Here is a 17,527-nt window from a genome sequence, read left to right on the forward strand (position 1 = left end):
CGTTGACCCAAGTCTAGCAGGATGTGGCGGCCTGTCAGTGACTGCCGGTGGCCGGGGTTGGGGCGGCCGGGGCCGGCTCATCCTCGGGCAGGTCCAGGCTGTAGGTGCAGCCGGCCAAGGTCTTGCCGGGGTGGGAGGCCACGGTGGAGATGCTGAGGATGATCGACTCGATCTGCGCCTCGCCGGTCTTCGGGTCGGTCACGTCGCGGCTGACCAGCTCGCGCCCGGCCATGAACTTGCCGTCCTGGTCGTAGCCGGTCTCCAATTCCAGCCGTTTGGCCAGCGGGCGTGGGTCGGCCTGGTCGAGCACCGCCATGATGCTGGCGCCGGCCACCGCCACCCGCTCGGTCTGTTGGCCGAAGACGGTGATCGGGCTGGCCAGCCGGAACTCGCTCATGAACTGGTTGCCCTGCGGCAGCGGCTGCAGGCCCTGGGCCACGGCCTTCAGCGGATCGGCCAGCAGCGGCGCCAGCGCGGCCTGCTCGGCCACGCCCTGGCGACATTCGATCAGGGCCGGCAGGTCCAGGCTGGAGGCGAAGGCCGACGGGACCGCAAGGACACACAGCAGGGGCAGGCAGCAGCGCAGTGACACGAGCGGTTTCCGCAGGCGGGGGCCGCCATCATAGCTCCGGCGAGCGCCTGAACGGCCAGGTGAGAAGGCGCAGGAAACCGATCATCGCCCGCCGTACGACCATCAGCGACAGGGTCAGCACGACCGCAAGCATGGCGATCTGCATCGATTGCCCTGCGATGCGTGCCACGGCCGGCCACAGGCCCTGGCTGGTCAGCCAGGGCATCAGTTCCGCTGCGGCTGTCCTGGCCACGTTCGTGTAGATCGCGGCCAGCACGAACAGCACCAGCAGAGAGGTGCGGCTGGCATGGAAGAACGGGAGCGCGTTCACGGAGCGGCCCAGGCGGCGGTGCAGGATCATCCGCCACAGGACCGGAAGGGTCAGTGCACCCACCAGCGTCAGCACCATCGACGTTTCAAGCAGACCGGGGAGATGGGCCGGTTCCAACCGTCCGCTGAGGTGCGGGCCGATCATGCCGATCGCCAGCCCGGCCAGCAGGCACACGGGCGAGAGCAGGGCCAGGCTGCGCGGCAGCCAGTGCCTGCCGGCGGGATCGCGGGTGCTGATGCAGCGCACGGCATACGCGCCCAGCACCAGCAGCATGGCGAACAAGGTGGCGCCGATCACAAACATCATTGAGCCGTTTCCCGAGGTCATCCTTGTTCCTCTCGTGATTCTTGGCGACGGGCGTGTCCCGCTCAGCGCTCGCCAGCGTACGGGTCAGCGATGCCGAGCTCGGCCAGGATCTCGCGCTCCAGCTGTTCCATCGCCTCGGCTTCCTTGTCGTCCTCGTGGTCCCAGCCGAGCAGGTGCAGCACGCCGTGCACGGTCAGGTGCGCGTAGTGCGCGTTGAGCGCCTTGCCCTGTTCGTCGGCCTCGCGGGCCACCACCGGTGCACAGATCACCAGGTCACCCAGCAGCGGGAACTTCACGCCCTTGGGCAGGCCTTCGGGCACGTCGGCCGGGAAGCTGAGCACGTTGGTGGCGTAGTCCTTGCCACGGTAATGGCGGTTCAGCGACTGCCCTTCCTTGGCATCGACCACGCGGATGGCCAGGTCGGCCTCGCGGATGCGGCCCTTCAGCGCAGCGGCCACCCACTTGCGGAAGCTGACGGCCGCCGGCAGGCCGGCACGCGGCAGGGCATAACTGACGGCGACGTCCAGTCGCACGGGACCACGGGTCATGGAGTCGCTCCAGGTTGGATCTGATGCAGGTCGCGGCGGTCGTAGGCACTGACGATACGCGCCACCAGCGGATGACGGACCACGTCGCGGGATTCGAAGAAGGTGAAGCTCACGCCCTCGACCTCGCGCAGCACATCGATGGCATCGCGAAGGCCGGACTTCACATGCTTGGGCAGATCGGTCTGGGTCAGGTCACCGGTGACCACCGCGGTGGAGCCATAGCCCAGGCGGGTCAGGAACATCTTCATCTGCTCGATGGTGGTGTTCTGTGCTTCGTCCAGGATCACGAATGCATCGTTGAGCGTGCGGCCCCGCATATAGGCCAGCGGTGCGATCTCGATGACGTTGCGCTCGAGCAGCTTCACCACCTTTTCCACACCCATCATCTCGTACAGGGCGTCGTACAGCGGTCGCAGGTAGGGGTCGACCTTCTGGCTGAGGTCGCCGGGCAGGAAGCCCAGCTTCTCGCCGGCTTCCACCGCCGGGCGCACCAGGATCAGGCGCTGCACCCTCGATTCATTCAGAGCTTCGACCGCGCTGGCCACGGCCAAGAAGGTCTTGCCGGTGCCGGCCGGACCGATACCGAAGTTGATGTCGTGGCTGGCGATCTGGTGCAGGTAGCGGCTCTGGTTGGCACCGCGTCCGCGCACCGTGCCGCGCTTGACCTTGATCGCCACGTCCTGTGCTTCGTAGGAGCGCTCTGCGATCTGTTCGACATTGGCCTGTGCCAGGCGCAGATGGATGGCGTGGTTGTCGAAGGTGGTCTCGCCGGCTTCGGCATACAACGCCTCGACCAGCTTCTGCGCCTCGACGATGGCCTCGTTCGGCCCGCTGATGCGGAACACGAAGCCACGGTTGGCGATCTCCACGCCGAGCTTCAGCTCGATCTGGCGCAGGTGGCCATCGAAGGGGCCGCACAGGTTGGCCAATCGCTCGTTGTCTTCCGGCGACAGGGTGAAGTCTCGATGATCGATGCTTTTCATTGCCTTGGGTGGGGCGGAAGCCTTCCACCGCAGTGTATTCAGGGAGGACAAGGGTAGCGCGCGCACGGGGCGCACGGCCAGAAGGAGGGCGATACAGCGTTTTCCACACCCGGTGTGGACGGGAGCTGAGGAAACCTGTGGATAGACCTCTGCAGTGCTTGTGCCACAAGCCTCATGAGAAGCTGGTGAAAAAATCGTCACGGCCGTAAGGGCTCCCGCATCGACAGGACGGGCGCGTCGTGAGGAGGGCACATCGCAGCGTTCCGCCATGCACTCCGGGATTCATCGTGATGGCAGCGCAGGTTCCACTGCCAGGCGAGCAACGGGACCGTGCCGAGCCGGTTTTCCACACCCGCTGTGGAATGATGCTGAATCAACCTGTGGATAGGTGGTTCAGACCCTTGTCGCAAGGGCTTCGCCACGCCGTGGTGAAAAAACCGCCAGGGCTGATCGGGATCATTGTGGGTGCACGGGGCACATGGCACCGTAGCGCCGTCGCAGGAGGGGCTGGCACGGATATGGGCAATGGCATGCGTCGATTTGGGCTGGTAGGCGTCGGTCTGCTGGCAGGGTGTGGGCAGGCACCGCCCACCGCACTGGGCACGCTGGAATGGGACCGGATCACGGTGCCGGCGCCGGCAGCCGAAGTAATCGCCACGGTGGACGTGCACGAAGGCCAGCAGGTCAAGGCCGGCGCGGTGCTGATGCAGCTCGACCCGGCCCGCGGCGACGCGCAGTTCGCTGCCGCTCAGGCCGACACGGCGCGAGCGCAGGCGCAACTGGAAGAACTGAAGATCGGGCCGCGCCAGGAGCAGATCGCGCAGGCACAGGCACAGCTGACCGCATTGCGCGCACAGGCGGCCGAGGCCAGTGCCTACTACCGCCGGGTGCAGCCATTGGCGCAGCAGCGCCTGATCGCCGCCGCCGAACTGGATCGCGCGCGCGCCGCCGCCGGCAATGCCGAGGCCAGCGTGCGTGCTGCCGAGCAGGCCTGGCTGGAGCTGGTGCACGGCAGCCGCGCGCAGGACATCGCCCAGGGCCAGGCCGCCGCCGAAGCCGCACAGGCGCAACAGGTAGTGCAGGGGGTCAACCTGCAGAAGCTGCAGCTGCGCGCGCCACGCGATGGCGTGGTCGATGCCTTGCCGTACCGGCAGGGTGACCAGGCCCCCATCGGCGCACCGCTGGCGGTGATGCTGGTCGGCGAGCGTCCCTACGCGCGTGTCTACCTGCCGCAGCCGCTGCGCCTGCAGGTCACCGTTGGGCAGGCCGCACAGGTGCAGTTGGAAGGGGGCGGCACCGTGCTGAAAGGGCGCGTGCGTTCGATCCGCAGCGAGCCCTCGTTCACGCCGTACTACGCACTGACCGGCGACGACGTCGCGCGCTTGAGCTATCTGGCCGAGATCGAAGTGGACGAGGCTGCAGACATGCGCAAGCTCCCGGCCGGGTTGCCGGTGCAGGTGCGCTTCTGAACACCAGTGAGGACATCGCGGTCCGCGCACGAGGGCTGACGCGTCGCTTCGGCGAACTTCTGGCCGTGGACAACGTCGACCTGACCGTGCCGCGCGGCCAGGTCTACGGCTTCCTGGGCCCGAACGGCTCTGGCAAGTCGACCACCATCCGCATGCTGTGCGGCCTGCTGGAACCCAGCGCCGGGCAGATCGAGGTGCTGGGCCTGGCGGTGCCGGAGCAGGCAGAGGCGCTGCGCCGGCGCATCGGCTACATGACCCAGCGCTTTTCGCTGTACGAAGACCTGTCGGTGCGCGAGAACCTGGAATTCCTCGCCGCCATCCAGGACCTGCCACGTGCGCAGGCGCGGCAGCGGATCGAAGCGCTGCTGCAGCAGTACCGCCTGCAGGACCGGCAGCCGCAGTTGGCCGGCACCCTCAGTGGTGGGCAGAAGCAGCGCCTGGCGCTGGCCGGTGCGGTGATACATGGGCCGGAACTGCTGTTCCTGGACGAGCCGACCAGTGCGGTCGATCCGGAATCGCGCCGCGACTTCTGGGAGGCCCTGTTCGAGCTGGCTGACGCGGGCACTACGGTGCTGGTGTCGACCCACTACATGGACGAAGCCGAGCGTTGCCACCGGCTGGCGATCCTCGACCGTGGCGCACTGGTGGCCGACGGCACGCCGGACCAGCTGTGTGCACAGCTGCAAGGCCGCACGTTGCAGGTCACCTCGACGCAGCCGCGCCAGGCCAGCCGCGCGCTGGCCGCATTGCCTGGCGTGCTGAGCGTGGCGCAGATCGGCACTCAGCTGCGCGTACTGTGCAGTGAGGAGATGGCAGATGTCGCTGAGCTGCGCCATGCACTGGCCGGTGCCGATCCGCAGGCCAGCATTGAGCCGGTGGCGCCGAACCTGGAAGACGTCTTCGTGGCCGCCACCCGCGGCCGCGGCCGGGAGCCGGCGGCATGAACCTGCGCCGGCTGTGGGCGATCATGCTCAAGGAACTGCGGCAGCTGCGCCGTGACCGCATCACGCTGGCGATGATCATCGGCATTCCGGTGATGCAGCTGCTGCTGTTCGGCTATGCGATCAATCTCAATCTGCGCCATCTCAACGCCGGTGTCGCCGACCAGGCCAACAGCGCGGCGTCACGCGCGCTGGTGCAGGACATGGTCGCCACCGGCGTGATCACGCCGCGCAGCGAGGCGTACACGCCCGATCAACTGATGCAGGCGCTGCGCCGTGGCGAAATCAGTGTCGGCATCGTGGTGCCGGCCGACTTTGAGCGTCGTCGCTTCGATGGACGCGAAGCGGTACAGGTGCTGGTCGACGGCAGTGACACGGTGGTGCAGAGCGCGGCGATCCAGCTGGCGCAGGTGCCGCTGGAGGCACGACCGACCAGCAACACGCGGCCACTACGCGAAGGCAGCATCGCCGGTGGTCCGATCAGTGTGACCAGTTTCTACAACCCGCAGCGGCGTTCGGCAGTGAACATCGTGCCGGGCCTGATCGGGGTGATCCTGACCATGACCCTGGTGATGTTCACTGCCGTGGCGGTGGTGCGCGAACGCGAGCGCGGCAACATGGAACTGCTGATCGCCACGCCGGTGTCACGCAGCGAACTGATGGTCGGCAAGGTGCTGCCCTATGCGGCCATCGGCCTGCTGCAGACCACGCTGGTATTGGTGCTGGGCACCTGGCTGTTCCAGGTGCCGATCCGCGGCAGCCTGCTGGACATCTATCTGGCCGCGGTGCTGCTGGTGCTGGCCAACCTGGCGCTGGGCCTGCTGATCTCCACGCGCGCGCGCTCGCAGTTCCAGGCGATGCAGATGACGCTGTTCCTGTTCCTGCCGTCGATCCTGTTGTCGGGCTTCATGTTCCCGTTCGCCGGCATGCCACGGCCGGTGCAGTGGCTGGCCGAAGTGCTGCCGCTGACCCACTTCCTGCGCCTGGTGCGCGGCATCATGCTGCGCGGCGCCTCGCCGTGGGAGCTGTGGCACGACGCGCTGGCGCTGCTGGCCTTCATCGTGGTGATGATGACGCTGGCGATCCTGCGCTTCCGCAAGCGGCTGGATTAAGGCCTGCCGACCAACGGTCGGCATCCACAACTACCGCGGTGGGTGCCAACCGTCGGCCGGCATCAATTCCGGTAGGTGCCAACCGTCGGTCGGCACACCTTATTCAGCCACCACGCGCGCGCGCAGCGAATTGGTCAGCGCTTCGGTTATTACCACGTCCACGAACTGGCCGATCAGCCGCGCCGGTGCCGGGAAGTTCACCGAACGCATGTTCTCGGTCTTGCCGGTCAGCTCGTTCGGGTTCTTGCGCGAAGGACCTTCCACCAGCACGGTCTGCACGGTGCCGACCATCTTCTCGGAGATGCCGGCGGCATGCGCATTGATGCGTTCCTGCAGACGCGACAGGCGTGCGTGCTTCTCGGCGTCGCTGATCGTGTCCTCCAGGTCCGCAGCCGGGGTGCCCGGGCGACGCGAATAGATGAAGGAGAAGCTGTGGTCGAAGCCGATGTCCTCGATCAGCTTCATGGTCTTCTCGAAGTCGGCATCGGTCTCGCCGGGGAAGCCGACGATGAAGTCCGAGCTGATCGAGATGTCCGGTCGCACCGCGCGCAGCTTGCGGATCTTCGACTTGAATTCCAGTGCGGTGTAGCCGCGCTTCATCGCCGACAGCACGCGGTCGCTGCCGGCCTGCACCGGCAGGTGCAGGAAATTGGCCAGCTGCGGGACGTCGCGGAACGCATCGATCAGCGAATCGCTGAACTCCAGCGGGTGCGAGGTGGTGAAGCGGATGCGGCCGACGCCATCGATCTCGGCGATGGTGCGGATCAGCAGGCCGAGGTCGGCGAATTCGCCGTCGCCATACGGGCCGCGGTAGGCGTTGACGTTCTGGCCGAGCAGGTTGATCTCGCGCACGCCCTGCGCGGCCAGCTGCGCCACTTCCACCACCACGTCCTCGAACGGGCGGCTGACCTCGGTGCCGCGGGTGTAAGGCACCACGCAGAACGAGCAGTACTTGGAACAGCCTTCCATGATCGAGACGAAGGCCGAGGCACCGTCGGCGCGCGGCTCGGGAAGGCGGTCGAACTTCTCGATCTCGGGGAAGCTGATGTCCACCTGCGGACGCTTCTGCTCGCGCCGTGCGCGGATCAGTTCCGGCAGGCGGTGCAGGGTCTGCGGGCCGAACACTAGGTCGACGAACGGCGCGCGCTTGATGATCGCTTCGCCTTCCTGCGAGGCGACGCAGCCGCCGACGCCGATGATGACTTCACGGCCCTTGTTCTTCAGGCTCTTCCACACGCCCAGCTGGCTGAACACCTTCTCCTGCGCCTTCTCGCGGATGGAGCAGGTATTGACCAGGATGACGTCGGCGTCGTCCGGGCTGTCGGTCAGTTCCAGGCCATCGCTGGCGGCAAGCACGTCGGCCATCTTGGCCGAGTCGTACTCGTTCATCTGGCAACCGTGGGTCTTGATGTACAGCTTGCCTTTCACCTGGTCGGGCTTGCGCGGACCGGCGGGCAGGGCAACGAGCGGGGTACCGCCCGGCGTGGCGGGCGGAAAGACGTCTGGCGTCCCGGTCATGGCGCTTAATCCATTCGGGTGGCGGGAAAGCGGGCAATTCTACCCGCATCCCGGAGCGTCCGCCCGGTGCAACGCCAACGGCACCGCGCTGCGCGCTCGCGGGGCATGGCCCCGCGCTACCTCCATCCCGCCCCGTTCGGTAGCGCCGGGCCGTGCCCGGCGGGTGCGCTTAAGCCGCTGCCAGCTCCGCATCAATCTGACGCGAACGGTCAAAGGCGGTCATCGCACTCATTCGCGCGATGTAGTCAGCCGTGGCCGGCGCCGGCTGCACCAGGCCGAAGGCGGTGGTCCAGGCCAGCGCATTGCCCCACAGCACGTCGGCGGCGCTCATCGTCTCGCCGAGCAGGTACGGCCCCTGTGCCAGCTGGGCTTCGATCACCTGCAGCACCGTCTCCGCGTCGTTGTAGGGCGACATCAGGCGCGGCGGCGGCTCGCGGTGCATTGCCTTGTCGATCATCGCCGGCTCGAAACAGGCGCCGTAGAAGGCCATCCAGCGCAGGTAGGGGCCGCGCAGGGCGTCGCCGATCGGCGGGGCCAGCCCGGCTTCCGGGTACAGGTCGGCCAGGTACAGGTAGATCGCCACCTGTTCGGTCACCAGTGCGCCGTTGTGGACGATGGCCGGCACCTTGCCCATCGGGTTGATGGCCAGGTAGGCCGGGGCCAGGTTGGCGCCGGCCTTCAGGTCCAGCACCTGCATGCGGTAGTCGGCACCCAGCGCTTCGAGCAGGGCCACGGCGCCGCTCGAGCGTGAACGGGCGGCGTGGTACAGGGTGATCTGGCGGGATGTCATGGCATTGCTCCTTGCGGTGGGTGGTGAACTGGAGCTCATCCTGGGGCACTATTGCGGACGACTTCTGTCCTCGATCCTTCATGCGCCATACCGCCCATCGACTGCTGCGCCTGATCGCCCTGCTGCAGGCCCGCCGCCAGTGGTCCGGGGCCGAACTGGCCGAGCGCATGGGTGTGGACCGGCGCAGCATCCGCCGTGACATCGAGCGCCTGCGCGAGCTGGGTTACCCGGTACAGGCCTCAGCCGGCGTTGGTGGCGGCTACCAGCTGGGGTCCGGCGCGCCGGTGTTGCCGATGCTGCTGGACGAGGAGGAGGCGACCACCCTGGCCATCGCGCTGCGTGCGGCCTCGGCCACCGTCGCCGGGATCGACGACACCGCGCGTGGGCTGCTGTCCAAGCTCGACCCGCTGGTGCCGGCCCGCCGTCGCCAGCAGGCGGGCGAGGTGCATGCAGCGACGGCTACCCTGTCCGATCTTCCGTCAACCGATGCACGCCTGCTGGGCCGGCTGGCCCTGCATTGCCGGCAGGCGGCGCGGCTGGCCTTCGAGTACCGCAGTGCGCAGGACGCGGTGACCCAGCGCGAGGTCGAGGCCCAGCATCTGGTCAATTACGGTCGGCGCTGGTACCTGCTGGCCTGGGATCTGGGGCGCCAGGACTGGCGCACCCTGCGCGTGGACCGGATGGGCGCGGTACGCGAATGCTCCGAGCCGGGCATGCACCGACGCACCCCGGCACCGCCGGATGTAATGGTGCGGCAGGCAGTCAGCCAGGCCCCGTTCGCGCTGCAGGCGATCCTGCGCCTGGCCGGCAGCCGCGCCGAGCTGGAAGGGCGCATTCCGCCGTGGTGCGGCGTGCTGGAGGCCGATGGCGCCGACCATTGCCTGCTGCGCATGGGCGCCGAGAGCCGCGGCATGATGCTGGCGCAGATCCTCAGCCTGGACCGCGTGCCGGTGGCGCTGTGGACCACGCCACCGGGTCTGCGCGACGAGCTGGCGCAGCGCCTGGCTGGGCTGGGGCAGGTGTTGGCTGTGGCGCCGGTCACAGCCTGAGCCGCATCGCTTGGCAAGCTCCGGCGAAGCTGGGACACTCGCCGCCATGAAGGGGATACTGGGGACAACGGCGATCATCATCGCTGCGCTGACCGCTGCGCCGGCCAGCGCCGGCAGCCTGTACAAGTGCCAGGGTGCCGACGGCGTCACCAGTTATGTCAGCAAGCGTGTAGCCGGGGCCCGCTGCAGCACCATCAGCTACAGCCGCGATACCCGCCCGGCACCGCGCCCGGTGGTTTCCGCGCCGAAACCGTCTCCGGCCACCGTGGCCAGCATCGAGCGCAATCCGGTCGCTGTGGCGGCCAGTGCGGCAGCACCGGCCGTGGCTGGGCCAGCACCTGCAGCTGCTCCCGCGCCCCAGGCCACCCCACGTGGCGGCCGCATGGTCAGCGGGCAGGTCTATTCCTTCATGAAGGATGGGGTGCGCCACTACACCAGCGCCCGGCCGACCCAGGTGGCCAATCTCGGCCCGGTGCGCACCATCCGCTACAGCTTCATGGAGCGCTGCTACGCCTGCGGGGTCAACCCGCGCGTGGACTTTGGCACGGTGCGCTTGAACACCACCGCGTTCCAGAGCGAGATCACCTCGGCCGCACGCGAGTTCGGCGTCGACGAGGCGGTGGTGCGCGCGATCATCCATGCCGAGTCGGCCTACAACCCGACCGCGCTCAGCCGCGCGGGTGCGCAGGGCCTGATGCAGCTGATGCCGCCCACCGCCGCCCGCTTCGGGGTCGGTGATTCCTACGATGCCGGGCAGAACATCCGCGGCGGCGTGCAGTATCTTGCGTGGCTGCTGAAACGCTTCAATGGCGACCTGACCCTGGCCGCCGCCGGCTACAACGCCGGCGAAGGTGCGGTCGACCGCCACGGTGGCGTGCCGCCTTACAGCGAAACCCAGTACTACGTGCGCCGGGTCGGCCAGCTGGCCGAGCGTTACCGCACCGCCCTGAGTCACCAGTAGGTGCCGTTAACGGGTGGGTGCCGACCGTTGGTCGGCACTCATTTGAAAGGTAGTGCCGGCCGCTGGCCGGCAACCCCGCAATCAATGTTGTTGCAATGCGTTGTGTGGCGCGCGACGGTTCCGCTACACTCGGCCATGATTCAATGCGGCTCTGGCCCCCACCGGAACCGTTGGCAGCCTTAAAGCTACCTAATCAATATCGGAGTGCCGGATGGCAAACGATGGGGTACACGATCCAGTCAACACCGGACGTCGGCGTTTTCTTTCTGCCACCACAGCCGTGGTGGGCGCCGTCGGCGTCGGATTCACCGCAGTCCCTTTCATCAAATCCTGGAATCCCAGTGCGCGGGCCAAGCTTGCCGGTGCACCTGTGGTGGCCGACATCAGCGCGCTGCAGGAAGGCCAACGCCTGATCGTGGAATGGCGTGGCCAGCCGATCTGGATCGTCAAGCGGTCCAAGGCCATCCTCGACGCGCTGCATGGGCTGGATGGCCGTCTCAAGGACCCCGAGTCCGGTGAGAAGGACCAGCAGCCGGACTACGTGCTGAAGCAGAACCCCGAGCTGCGTTCGATCAAGCCGGACATTTCCGTGCTGGTCGGCCTGTGCACGCACCTGGGCTGCTCACCGGAAATGGTCGCCGAGATCCGGCCTGAACCCTACGACCCGCAGTGGAAGGGCGGCTACTTCTGCCCCTGCCACAAGTCGCGCTTCGACATGTCCGGCCGTGTCTTCAAGGACGTGCCGGCGCCGATCAACCTGAAGGTGCCCGCGCACCACTACCAGGACGACAACACCATCATCATCGGTGTCGATCCGCAGGGGGCTGCCTGATGGCCAATATCCTCAGCCGTACCGCCAGCGGCGTGGCCGACTGGGTCAATGCCCGGGCACCGGGCCTGATGCCGGTGTACCGCAAGCACGTCAGCGAGTACTACGCGCCGAAGAACTTCAACATCTGGTACTACTTCGGTTCGCTGGCGCTGCTGGTGCTGGTCAACCAGATCGTCACCGGCATCTTCCTGACGATGCACTACAAGACCAACGCCGCCGAGGCGTTCGGCTCCATCGAATACATCATGCGGGACGTGGAGTGGGGCTGGCTGATCCGCTACATGCACTCCACCGGGGCCTCGCTGTTCTTCATCGTGGTCTACCTGCACATGTTCCGCGGCCTGCTGTACGGCAGTTACCAGAAGCCGCGCGAGCTGGTGTGGATCCTCGGCATGCTGATCTACCTGGTGCTGATGGCCGAAGCCTTCATGGGCTACGTGCTGCCGTGGGGCCAGATGTCGTTCTGGGGCGCCAAGGTGATCATCTCGCTGTTCGGCGCCATCCCGGTGATCGGCAACGGCCTGACCGAATGGATCATGGGCGACTACCTGCCCAGTGATGCCACGCTCAACCGCTTCTTCGCACTGCATGTCATCGCCTTGCCGCTGGTGCTGCTGTTGCTGGTGGTGCTGCACCTGGGCGCGCTGCATGAAGTGGGGTCGAACAACCCGGACGGGGTGGAGATCAAGAAGGGGCCGAAGGGCAACCGCTGGTCGCCGAACGCACCGGCCGACGGCATCCCGTTCCACCCGTACTACACGCTCAAGGACGGTGTCGGCGCCGGCTTCCTGCTGATCATCGCGGCTTTCATCATCTTCTTCGCACCTGCATTCGGTGGCCTGTTCCTGGAGCACGACAACTTCACCGAGGCCAACCGCCTGGTGACCCCGGAGCACATCAAGCCGGTCTGGTACTACACCCCGTACTACGCGATGTTGCGGGTGGTGCCGAACAAGCTGGGTGGCGTGCTGGTGATGTTTTCGGCCATCGCCATCCTGTTCCTGGTGCCCTGGCTGGACCGCGCGCGGGTGAAGTCCTACCGCTACCGCGGCGTGCTCTCGAAGGTGCTGCTGGGCGTATTCGCGGTGTGCTTCGTCTGGCTCGGCGTGATCGGCTCCGGCCCGGGCACCGACGCGCATGAGACCTACATCGGGCGGGTGCTGACCTTCCTGTATTTCGCGTTCTTCATCACCATGCCGCTATGGACACGCTTGGACAAGACCAAGCCGGTACCGGAGAGGGTGACCACCCATGACTGAGCGCTGGATGGTCCGGCTGGCCCTGGCGGCCACCCTGATGCTGGGAAGTTTCCTGGCCTCCGCCGCCGAAGGCGGCACCAAACTGCTGCAGGCCGGCAACGACCTTGGTGACCGCGCATCGCTGCAGCGCGGCGCGCAGCTGTACATGAACTACTGCTCCGGCTGCCATGCGCTGAAGTACCTGCGCTATTCGCGGATGGCGCAGGACCTGGGCCTGACCGAGGAAGAGGTGATGAACAACCTCAACTTCACCGGCTCGGCGATCGGTGACCCGATTCCGGTGGCGATGCCCAAGGAGAATGCCGAGAAGTGGTTCGGCAAGATGCCGCCGGACCTCAGCCTGATCGCGCGCGTGCGCGGTAGTGACTGGGTCTACACCTACCTCAAGTCGTTCTACCTGGACAGCAGCCGGCCGCTGGGCTGGAACAACGCGCTGTTCGCCAACGCGTCCATGCCCAACCCGCTGTGGGAAATGCAGGGCCTGCAGCATGCCGTGCATGGCAAGCCGGAGGCGCCGGGCATGGACCCGCCGGTGACCGGCCTGCGCCTGGAAACGCCAGGCAACGTCGATGCCGGACAGTACGACCAGGCCGTGCGCGACATCACCAACTTCCTTGAATACGCCGGCGAGCCGGCCGCGCTGAAGCGGCAGCAGCTCGGTGTCTGGGTGATCCTGTTCCTGGCCCTGCTGACCTTCCTGCTGTACCTGCTGAAGAAGGAATACTGGAAGGACGTTCACTGAATCTGCCGCCGACCATCGCACGGGCCTATTGGCTTTTGTGATGGTCGGTTGCACACTCGGGGAGGAGTCGATCGCTGGCACGGTGCCGGCGGCGCCGATGCGGCAGGCGGTCTCCTGTCGTGGGAGAGCCTTTGATGGCGGCGAGCGTACGCATGCGCAATACACTGACGCTGTTTTCCTCGAACGACGATGTACTGTGCCACCGTGTACGCCTGGTCCTGGCGGCCAAGGGTGTGAGCTTCGACTTCGTTCCGGTCGATCCGCAGAACCCGCCCGAAGACCTGATCGACCTCAATCCGTACCACTCGGTGCCGACCCTGGTCGAGCGCGAGCTGGTGCTGTACGCGGCGTCGGTGGTCAGCGAATACCTCGATGAGCGCTATCCGCATCCGCCGCTGATGCCGGTTGATCCGTTGTCGCGTGCCCGCATCCGGTTGGCCATGCTGCGCATCGAGCACGACTGGGTGCCGCAGGTGCAGGCCATCCAGCTGGGCAACAAGACCCAGGCCGAAGCGGGGCGCAAGCGCCTGAAAGAACTGCTGACGGCCTCGCTGCCACTGTTCAAGGCCAGCAAGTTCTTCCTCAACCCGGAAATGAGTCTTGCCGACTGCGCGATGGCCCCGATCATCTGGCGGCTGCAGTCGCTGGATGTGCCGCTGCCAAAGGACGGCAAGGCGATCGAGGACTACGGCAACCGCATCTTCCGTCACCCTGGTTTCATCCGCAGCCTGACCGATCAGGAAAAGAAACTGCGCGATCTGCCGGTCTGATCCCGTGCGGGATTACCCGTCTGCACGCCGACCGGCGTGCAGGCGATCTGCCCCGGCAGGGCGCCGGGCGCGTACACTTCACGCATGACCGAAGACTTCTTCCACATGACCAGCCACCGCCCGTACCTGCTGCGGGCGCTGGTGGAATGGATCAACGACAACCAGCTGACCCCGCACATCCTGGTCGACGCCGGCGTCCCCGGCGTGCAGGTCCCGCCTTCGGCGGTCAAGGATGGCCGGGTCGTGCTCAACATCGCCGAGCGCGCCGTCGTGCGGCTGATGATCGACAACGAGATGGTGAGCTTCTCGGCGCGCTTCTCTGGCACCAGCTATCCGGTGCAGGTGCCGATCAGTGCCGTGCTGGCCGTCTACGCCCGCGAGACCGGGCAGGGCATGGCGTTGCCGGATGACATTCCCGGCGCCGAGACCGCGCCGACCAGCGACGAACTGCTGCACGACGAGGACACGCCGCCGGACGATACGCCGCCGGCCAACCCGCCGCCGAAGGGGCGCCCGAACCTGCGCGTGGTCAAGTAACCTAGCCGACGCCGCCCCTCAAGGGCGGCGTTTTTCGTTTAATGGCGTAGCGCTGGGTGCCGTCAGGTTGTGGGGGCGAGATGGGGCGGATGCCGACCGTTGGTCGGCACGCCGATGCCGCTGCGCTCACCGGGCATGGCCCGGCGCTACCGCCTAGATGTCCTCGGCATCATCCACGTCCGCGCGGATCTGGCTGATCCGCGCCGCGCCCGGGCCAGTGAACGAAATCAGCTGATCACCGCGCAGCACCATGCGCCCCACATGGCGGTCGATGCCATCGTAGGAATACTCGAACTTGAAGGTGCGCTCGAAACCGAGCCGGCCATCCTCGCCGCGCGACAGGCGCAGGCCGGTAGCGTGCACCGCCTGGTCCAGCCATTGCACGTCGGCGGCGCGACAGGCATTGCGTCCCAGCTCGACCGCGCGCTCGGCAGCCGAACGCGCAGCGTTCCAGAAGAAGTAGATGATTCCGCCGGCAATCAGCAACAGCAGCAGGGTGGGCATGGGGTCAGCCGTCAGATGTCGATCCCGCAAAGATGGCGGCGAACGCGCGCTGGATCAAGCGCGGGATTCAACGCGTTGGCTGCGCGCCGCCCGAGACCGGTTGCGGCGGTATGACGACCGGCTGCGGCGCGGATGCGGGCTGCATCGGCGTTGCTGTTGGTGTGGGCATCACCAACGGCGCGGTTGCGGTCAGCTGCAACAGTGCCGCCCAGTCCTGGCGGTTGAAGCTGCACTCGTCCTCGCGGCCCGGGGTGCAGCTGGGATCGATGCCGGTGCTGTTGCGCTCACGCGCCGGCGGTAGCTGGATCAGGCCGGTGCGGTCCAGCGGCAGCAGGCGCATCGCCACGGTGTTCATCACATTGCCGCCGACCAGGTACAGCGTCTGGTCGCCGCCGAGATTGGCCGCGACCACCACTTCGCAATGCGACTTCCAGTGGCCGACCGAGCCATTGCCCAGTGCCTGTACCAGCCCGCTGTAGCTGAGCGTGCTGCTGCGGTCGCGCAGGAAGCACAGAAGGTCGCCCGGCGCTGGCTTGGCCGTGGCCGGGTCGACCAGCCGGTAGGGCACGCCTGACGGGCCGCCCTGGTAGGCGGCACGGATGTAGTCGATGTGGCGTGGCGACGTGTTGAAGCCGGGAACGCCGGACTGCACCATTACCCAGGAAATGAACGCGGCCGACCATGGGTTGTCGATCAGGAAGGCGCGGCAGTCGCTGTCGGTGTAGCGCGTGCCCAGAGGTGCCAGACAGCTGCTGGCGCCGGCGATGCTGCCCATCGCGTTGAGCGTGCCGCTGTCACGCCAGTAGCCGGCCACGCGCCGCCAGGCGATCAGACCGTTGTCGGCAAGGTGGTCGCTTTCTGCTTCGGTGACGCTGAGGCTGGCGGCGCGCCCATCGCGGTCGATGAAAGGCCGATACCAGAGCCGATGCTCATTGCAGGCGGTGTTGCGGATGGCCACCGCCAAGGGGCTCAGGCCAAAGCGTGGGGGTACATCGCAGGCTTCGGCGGCAGCCGCGGACAAGGGGGCGGCTGCCAGCAGCAGGCAGGCAGGCAAGAGCATCCGGCGCATGCGCGGCTCCTGTGGGGGATGGCCGCAGCGTCGCAGTGCCGTCGTGAACGCCGGGTGTGAGATCGGGGTCAGATCCCTTTTCCCGAGGAAAAGGGATCTGACCCCAGCCCCGGCCTCAGCCCGGTGGCGGGCCCAGCTTCAGTGACAGGTCGATGGCCTGCACGTGCTTGGTCAGTCCACCGATCGATATGCAGTCCACGCCGTCTTCGGCGATCGAACGCAGGCCACCCAGGCCGACGCTGCCGGAGACCTCAAGTGGAATGCGTCCGGCCGTAATGCGCACCGCCTCGCGGCGCAGATCGGGACTGAAGTCATCCAGCAGGATGCGTTCGCAGCCGGCTTCCAGTGCCTGTCGCAACTGCTCCAGATCCTCGACCTCGACCACCAGCGGCAGCTGCGGCCATTGCCGGCGTGCAGCCGCCACGGCGGCAGCCAGCGAACCGGCGGCACGGATGTGGTTTTCCTTCAGCATCACCGTGTCGTACAGGCCGAAGCGGTGATTCTCGCCACCGCCGCAGCGCACTGCGTACTTCTGCGCCAGGCGCAGGCCCGGCAGGGTCTTGCGGGTGTCGAGGATGCGCGTGCCGGTGCCTTCCACGGCCGCCACGTAGCGGGCGGTGGTGGTGGCGGTGGCGGACAGCGTCTGCAGGAAATTCAGCGAGGTGCGCTCGGCGCTGACCAGGCTGCGGCTGCGGCCATGCAGCAGGGCCAGTACGGCGCCGGCGGTGACTGCATCGCCGTCGGCAACGCGCCATTCGATGCGCACATCGGGGTCGAGTGCGCGATGGGTGGCGTCGAACCAGGGGCGGCCGGCGATCACCGCATCCTGCTTGCACAGCAGGTAGGCGCTGTCGGCCTGGTCGGGCAACAGCGCGGCTGTGACGTCGCCGCTGCCGAGGTCCTCGGCCAGCGCACGCGCGACATCGGCGGCGACCACGGCCGCATCCGGCGTCGGCAGCGTGCTCATGCGGCCGGGAAGTCGGCGATCTGCGCGGTGGGGATGGCTTCCTCGGCCAGCAGTACCGGGATGCCATCGTCGACGCGGAACACCTGCTTGCGGTCGCGGGTGACCAGCGCCTCGCGCAGCGGCTGCGCCAGCGGGTTGCCATCGGCCTTGTTCACCGCGCCGGTGGAAATGGCCTTGTTGAGGGCTTCCAGGCCCTTGCCATCCAGCAGGGACAGGGGCTGGCGGGTGTCCGGCGACACCAGCAGGTCGAGCAGCTTGCGATCCATGG

General features: G+C 67.1%; 20 protein-coding genes. 10 read left to right on the top strand and 10 right to left on the bottom strand.

The annotated features are described in order from the left end of the window. Positions 1–34 precede the first annotated feature (34 nt). The 4 genes from AC3ITW_RS07295 to AC3ITW_RS07310 are packed head-to-tail and all read right to left on the bottom strand — an operon-like array spanning position 35 to position 2,739. Complete coding sequence (locus AC3ITW_RS07295; protein ID WP_004151957.1) at positions 35–592, bottom strand: hypothetical protein; 558 nt, start codon at positions 590–592, stop codon at positions 35–37. A 28-nt stretch (positions 593–620) separates the two neighbouring features. Continuing rightward, the gene (locus tag AC3ITW_RS07300; RefSeq protein ID WP_032969419.1) at positions 621–1,229 is read right to left on the bottom strand and encodes a hypothetical protein; all 609 of its coding nucleotides are present in this window, start codon (positions 1,227–1,229) and stop codon (positions 621–623) included. A 41-nt stretch (positions 1,230–1,270) separates the two neighbouring features. Further along, positions 1,271–1,756 carry an rRNA maturation RNase YbeY gene (ybeY, locus tag AC3ITW_RS07305; RefSeq protein WP_004151960.1) on the bottom strand — a complete coding sequence of 162 codons (486 nt, stop codon included), beginning with the start codon at positions 1,754–1,756 and terminating at the stop codon, positions 1,271–1,273. Continuing rightward, the gene (locus AC3ITW_RS07310) at positions 1,753–2,739 is read right to left on the bottom strand and encodes a PhoH family protein (protein WP_032969420.1); all 987 of its coding nucleotides are present in this window, start codon (positions 2,737–2,739) and stop codon (positions 1,753–1,755) included. Before AC3ITW_RS07310 ends, ybeY begins: the two co-directional genes overlap by 4 nt. Positions 2,740–3,257: 518 nt before the next feature. Here AC3ITW_RS07310 and AC3ITW_RS07315 point away from each other — a divergent pair. The 3 genes from AC3ITW_RS07315 to AC3ITW_RS07325 all read left to right on the top strand — a co-directional run bounded on the left by AC3ITW_RS07315 (position 3,258) and on the right by AC3ITW_RS07325 (position 6,261). After that, positions 3,258–4,208, top strand: coding sequence for an HlyD family secretion protein (locus tag AC3ITW_RS07315; RefSeq protein WP_032969421.1), 951 nt, complete (start codon positions 3,258–3,260; stop codon positions 4,206–4,208). A gap of 65 nt (positions 4,209–4,273) precedes the next feature. Further along, entirely contained in the window at positions 4,274–5,152 is an 879-nt protein-coding gene (locus AC3ITW_RS07320) for an ABC transporter ATP-binding protein (RefSeq protein ID WP_004151963.1), read from the top strand. After that, positions 5,149–6,261 carry an ABC transporter permease gene (locus AC3ITW_RS07325; protein ID WP_489390186.1) on the top strand — a complete coding sequence of 371 codons (1,113 nt, stop codon included), beginning with the start codon at positions 5,149–5,151 and terminating at the stop codon, positions 6,259–6,261. The genes AC3ITW_RS07320 and AC3ITW_RS07325 overlap by 4 nt, the downstream gene beginning before the upstream one ends. A gap of 99 nt (positions 6,262–6,360) precedes the next feature. On the opposite strand, the gene miaB is transcribed toward AC3ITW_RS07325, so the two are convergent. Then, complete coding sequence (gene miaB, locus AC3ITW_RS07330; protein WP_012510588.1) at positions 6,361–7,779, bottom strand: tRNA (N6-isopentenyl adenosine(37)-C2)-methylthiotransferase MiaB; 1,419 nt, start codon at positions 7,777–7,779, stop codon at positions 6,361–6,363. Positions 7,780–7,948: 169 nt separating this feature from the next. Then, positions 7,949–8,569 carry a glutathione S-transferase family protein gene (locus tag AC3ITW_RS07335; RefSeq protein ID WP_012510589.1) on the bottom strand — a complete coding sequence of 207 codons (621 nt, stop codon included), beginning with the start codon at positions 8,567–8,569 and terminating at the stop codon, positions 7,949–7,951. Between the two features lie 80 nt (positions 8,570–8,649). Between AC3ITW_RS07335 and AC3ITW_RS07340 the strand changes: the two genes are divergently transcribed. The 7 genes from AC3ITW_RS07340 to AC3ITW_RS07370 all read left to right on the top strand — a co-directional run bounded on the left by AC3ITW_RS07340 (position 8,650) and on the right by AC3ITW_RS07370 (position 14,719). Then, entirely contained in the window at positions 8,650–9,618 is a 969-nt protein-coding gene (locus AC3ITW_RS07340) for a helix-turn-helix transcriptional regulator (RefSeq protein ID WP_012510590.1), read from the top strand. A gap of 46 nt (positions 9,619–9,664) precedes the next feature. Then, a complete protein-coding gene (locus AC3ITW_RS07345) occupies positions 9,665–10,579 on the top strand; it encodes a lytic transglycosylase domain-containing protein (protein ID WP_012510591.1) in 915 nt (304 codons plus the stop codon). 211 nt (positions 10,580–10,790) lie between these two features. Next, the gene (gene petA, locus AC3ITW_RS07350; protein WP_004151998.1) at positions 10,791–11,411 is read left to right on the top strand and encodes a ubiquinol-cytochrome c reductase iron-sulfur subunit; all 621 of its coding nucleotides are present in this window, start codon (positions 10,791–10,793) and stop codon (positions 11,409–11,411) included. After that, positions 11,411–12,670, top strand: coding sequence for a cytochrome b (locus tag AC3ITW_RS07355; RefSeq protein WP_012510592.1), 1,260 nt, complete (start codon positions 11,411–11,413; stop codon positions 12,668–12,670). The genes petA and AC3ITW_RS07355 overlap by 1 nt, the downstream gene beginning before the upstream one ends. Beyond that, positions 12,663–13,412 carry a cytochrome c1 gene (locus AC3ITW_RS07360; protein WP_100468116.1) on the top strand — a complete coding sequence of 250 codons (750 nt, stop codon included), beginning with the start codon at positions 12,663–12,665 and terminating at the stop codon, positions 13,410–13,412. The genes AC3ITW_RS07355 and AC3ITW_RS07360 overlap by 8 nt, the downstream gene beginning before the upstream one ends. Before the next feature lie 134 nt (positions 13,413–13,546). Further along, positions 13,547–14,182 carry a glutathione S-transferase N-terminal domain-containing protein gene (locus AC3ITW_RS07365; RefSeq protein WP_004152019.1) on the top strand — a complete coding sequence of 212 codons (636 nt, stop codon included), beginning with the start codon at positions 13,547–13,549 and terminating at the stop codon, positions 14,180–14,182. An 84-nt stretch (positions 14,183–14,266) separates the two neighbouring features. Further along, positions 14,267–14,719 (top strand): ClpXP protease specificity-enhancing factor, encoded by a 453-nt coding sequence (locus AC3ITW_RS07370; RefSeq protein ID WP_004152036.1) that lies wholly within the window; start codon positions 14,267–14,269, stop codon positions 14,717–14,719. A 153-nt stretch (positions 14,720–14,872) separates the two neighbouring features. On the opposite strand, the gene AC3ITW_RS07375 is transcribed toward AC3ITW_RS07370, so the two are convergent. The 4 genes from AC3ITW_RS07375 to AC3ITW_RS07390 all read right to left on the bottom strand — a co-directional run bounded on the left by AC3ITW_RS07375 (position 14,873) and on the right by AC3ITW_RS07390 (position 17,525). Next, entirely contained in the window at positions 14,873–15,223 is a 351-nt protein-coding gene (locus tag AC3ITW_RS07375) for a DUF3301 domain-containing protein (protein ID WP_012510594.1), read from the bottom strand. A 67-nt stretch (positions 15,224–15,290) separates the two neighbouring features. Then, a complete protein-coding gene (locus tag AC3ITW_RS07380) occupies positions 15,291–16,292 on the bottom strand; it encodes a DUF2272 domain-containing protein (protein WP_489390187.1) in 1,002 nt (333 codons plus the stop codon). 115 nt (positions 16,293–16,407) lie between these two features. After that, positions 16,408–17,259, bottom strand: a complete 852-nt coding sequence (gene nadC, locus AC3ITW_RS07385; RefSeq protein ID WP_489390188.1) for a carboxylating nicotinate-nucleotide diphosphorylase — start codon at positions 17,257–17,259, stop codon at positions 16,408–16,410. Further along, a complete protein-coding gene (locus AC3ITW_RS07390; RefSeq protein ID WP_032128883.1) occupies positions 17,256–17,525 on the bottom strand; it encodes a Trm112 family protein in 270 nt (89 codons plus the stop codon). Before AC3ITW_RS07390 ends, nadC begins: the two co-directional genes overlap by 4 nt. Positions 17,526–17,527 lie beyond the last annotated feature (2 nt).

The organism is Stenotrophomonas sp. KH_052, assembly GCF_057838755.1.

Bases quoted from the DNA above. Each gene is read 5' to 3' on its own strand.
- AC3ITW_RS07310 (WP_032969420.1), bottom strand. From the start codon at position 2,739: ATGAAAAGCATCGATCATCGAGACTTCACCCTGTCGCCGGAAGACAAC.
- AC3ITW_RS07335 (WP_012510589.1), bottom strand. From the start codon at position 8,569: ATGACATCCCGCCAGATCACCCTGTACCACGCCGCCCGTTCACGCTCG.
- AC3ITW_RS07365 (WP_004152019.1), top strand. From the start codon at position 13,547: ATGGCGGCGAGCGTACGCATGCGCAATACACTGACGCTGTTTTCCTCG.
- AC3ITW_RS07340 (WP_012510590.1), top strand. From the start codon at position 8,650: ATGCGCCATACCGCCCATCGACTGCTGCGCCTGATCGCCCTGCTGCAG.
- petA (WP_004151998.1), top strand. From the start codon at position 10,791: ATGGCAAACGATGGGGTACACGATCCAGTCAACACCGGACGTCGGCGT.
- AC3ITW_RS07360 (WP_100468116.1), top strand. From the start codon at position 12,663: ATGACTGAGCGCTGGATGGTCCGGCTGGCCCTGGCGGCCACCCTGATG.
- AC3ITW_RS07345 (WP_012510591.1), top strand. From the start codon at position 9,665: ATGAAGGGGATACTGGGGACAACGGCGATCATCATCGCTGCGCTGACC.
- AC3ITW_RS07315 (WP_032969421.1), top strand. From the start codon at position 3,258: ATGGGCAATGGCATGCGTCGATTTGGGCTGGTAGGCGTCGGTCTGCTG.
- AC3ITW_RS07380 (WP_489390187.1), bottom strand. From the start codon at position 16,292: ATGCGCCGGATGCTCTTGCCTGCCTGCCTGCTGCTGGCAGCCGCCCCC.
- AC3ITW_RS07375 (WP_012510594.1), bottom strand. From the start codon at position 15,223: ATGCCCACCCTGCTGCTGTTGCTGATTGCCGGCGGAATCATCTACTTC.
- AC3ITW_RS07370 (WP_004152036.1), top strand. From the start codon at position 14,267: ATGACCGAAGACTTCTTCCACATGACCAGCCACCGCCCGTACCTGCTG.
- AC3ITW_RS07390 (WP_032128883.1), bottom strand. From the start codon at position 17,525: ATGGATCGCAAGCTGCTCGACCTGCTGGTGTCGCCGGACACCCGCCAG.
- AC3ITW_RS07300 (WP_032969419.1), bottom strand. From the start codon at position 1,229: ATGACCTCGGGAAACGGCTCAATGATGTTTGTGATCGGCGCCACCTTG.
- ybeY (WP_004151960.1), bottom strand. From the start codon at position 1,756: ATGACCCGTGGTCCCGTGCGACTGGACGTCGCCGTCAGTTATGCCCTG.
- nadC (WP_489390188.1), bottom strand. From the start codon at position 17,259: ATGAGCACGCTGCCGACGCCGGATGCGGCCGTGGTCGCCGCCGATGTC.
- AC3ITW_RS07355 (WP_012510592.1), top strand. From the start codon at position 11,411: ATGGCCAATATCCTCAGCCGTACCGCCAGCGGCGTGGCCGACTGGGTC.
- AC3ITW_RS07325 (WP_489390186.1), top strand. From the start codon at position 5,149: ATGAACCTGCGCCGGCTGTGGGCGATCATGCTCAAGGAACTGCGGCAG.
- miaB (WP_012510588.1), bottom strand. From the start codon at position 7,779: ATGACCGGGACGCCAGACGTCTTTCCGCCCGCCACGCCGGGCGGTACC.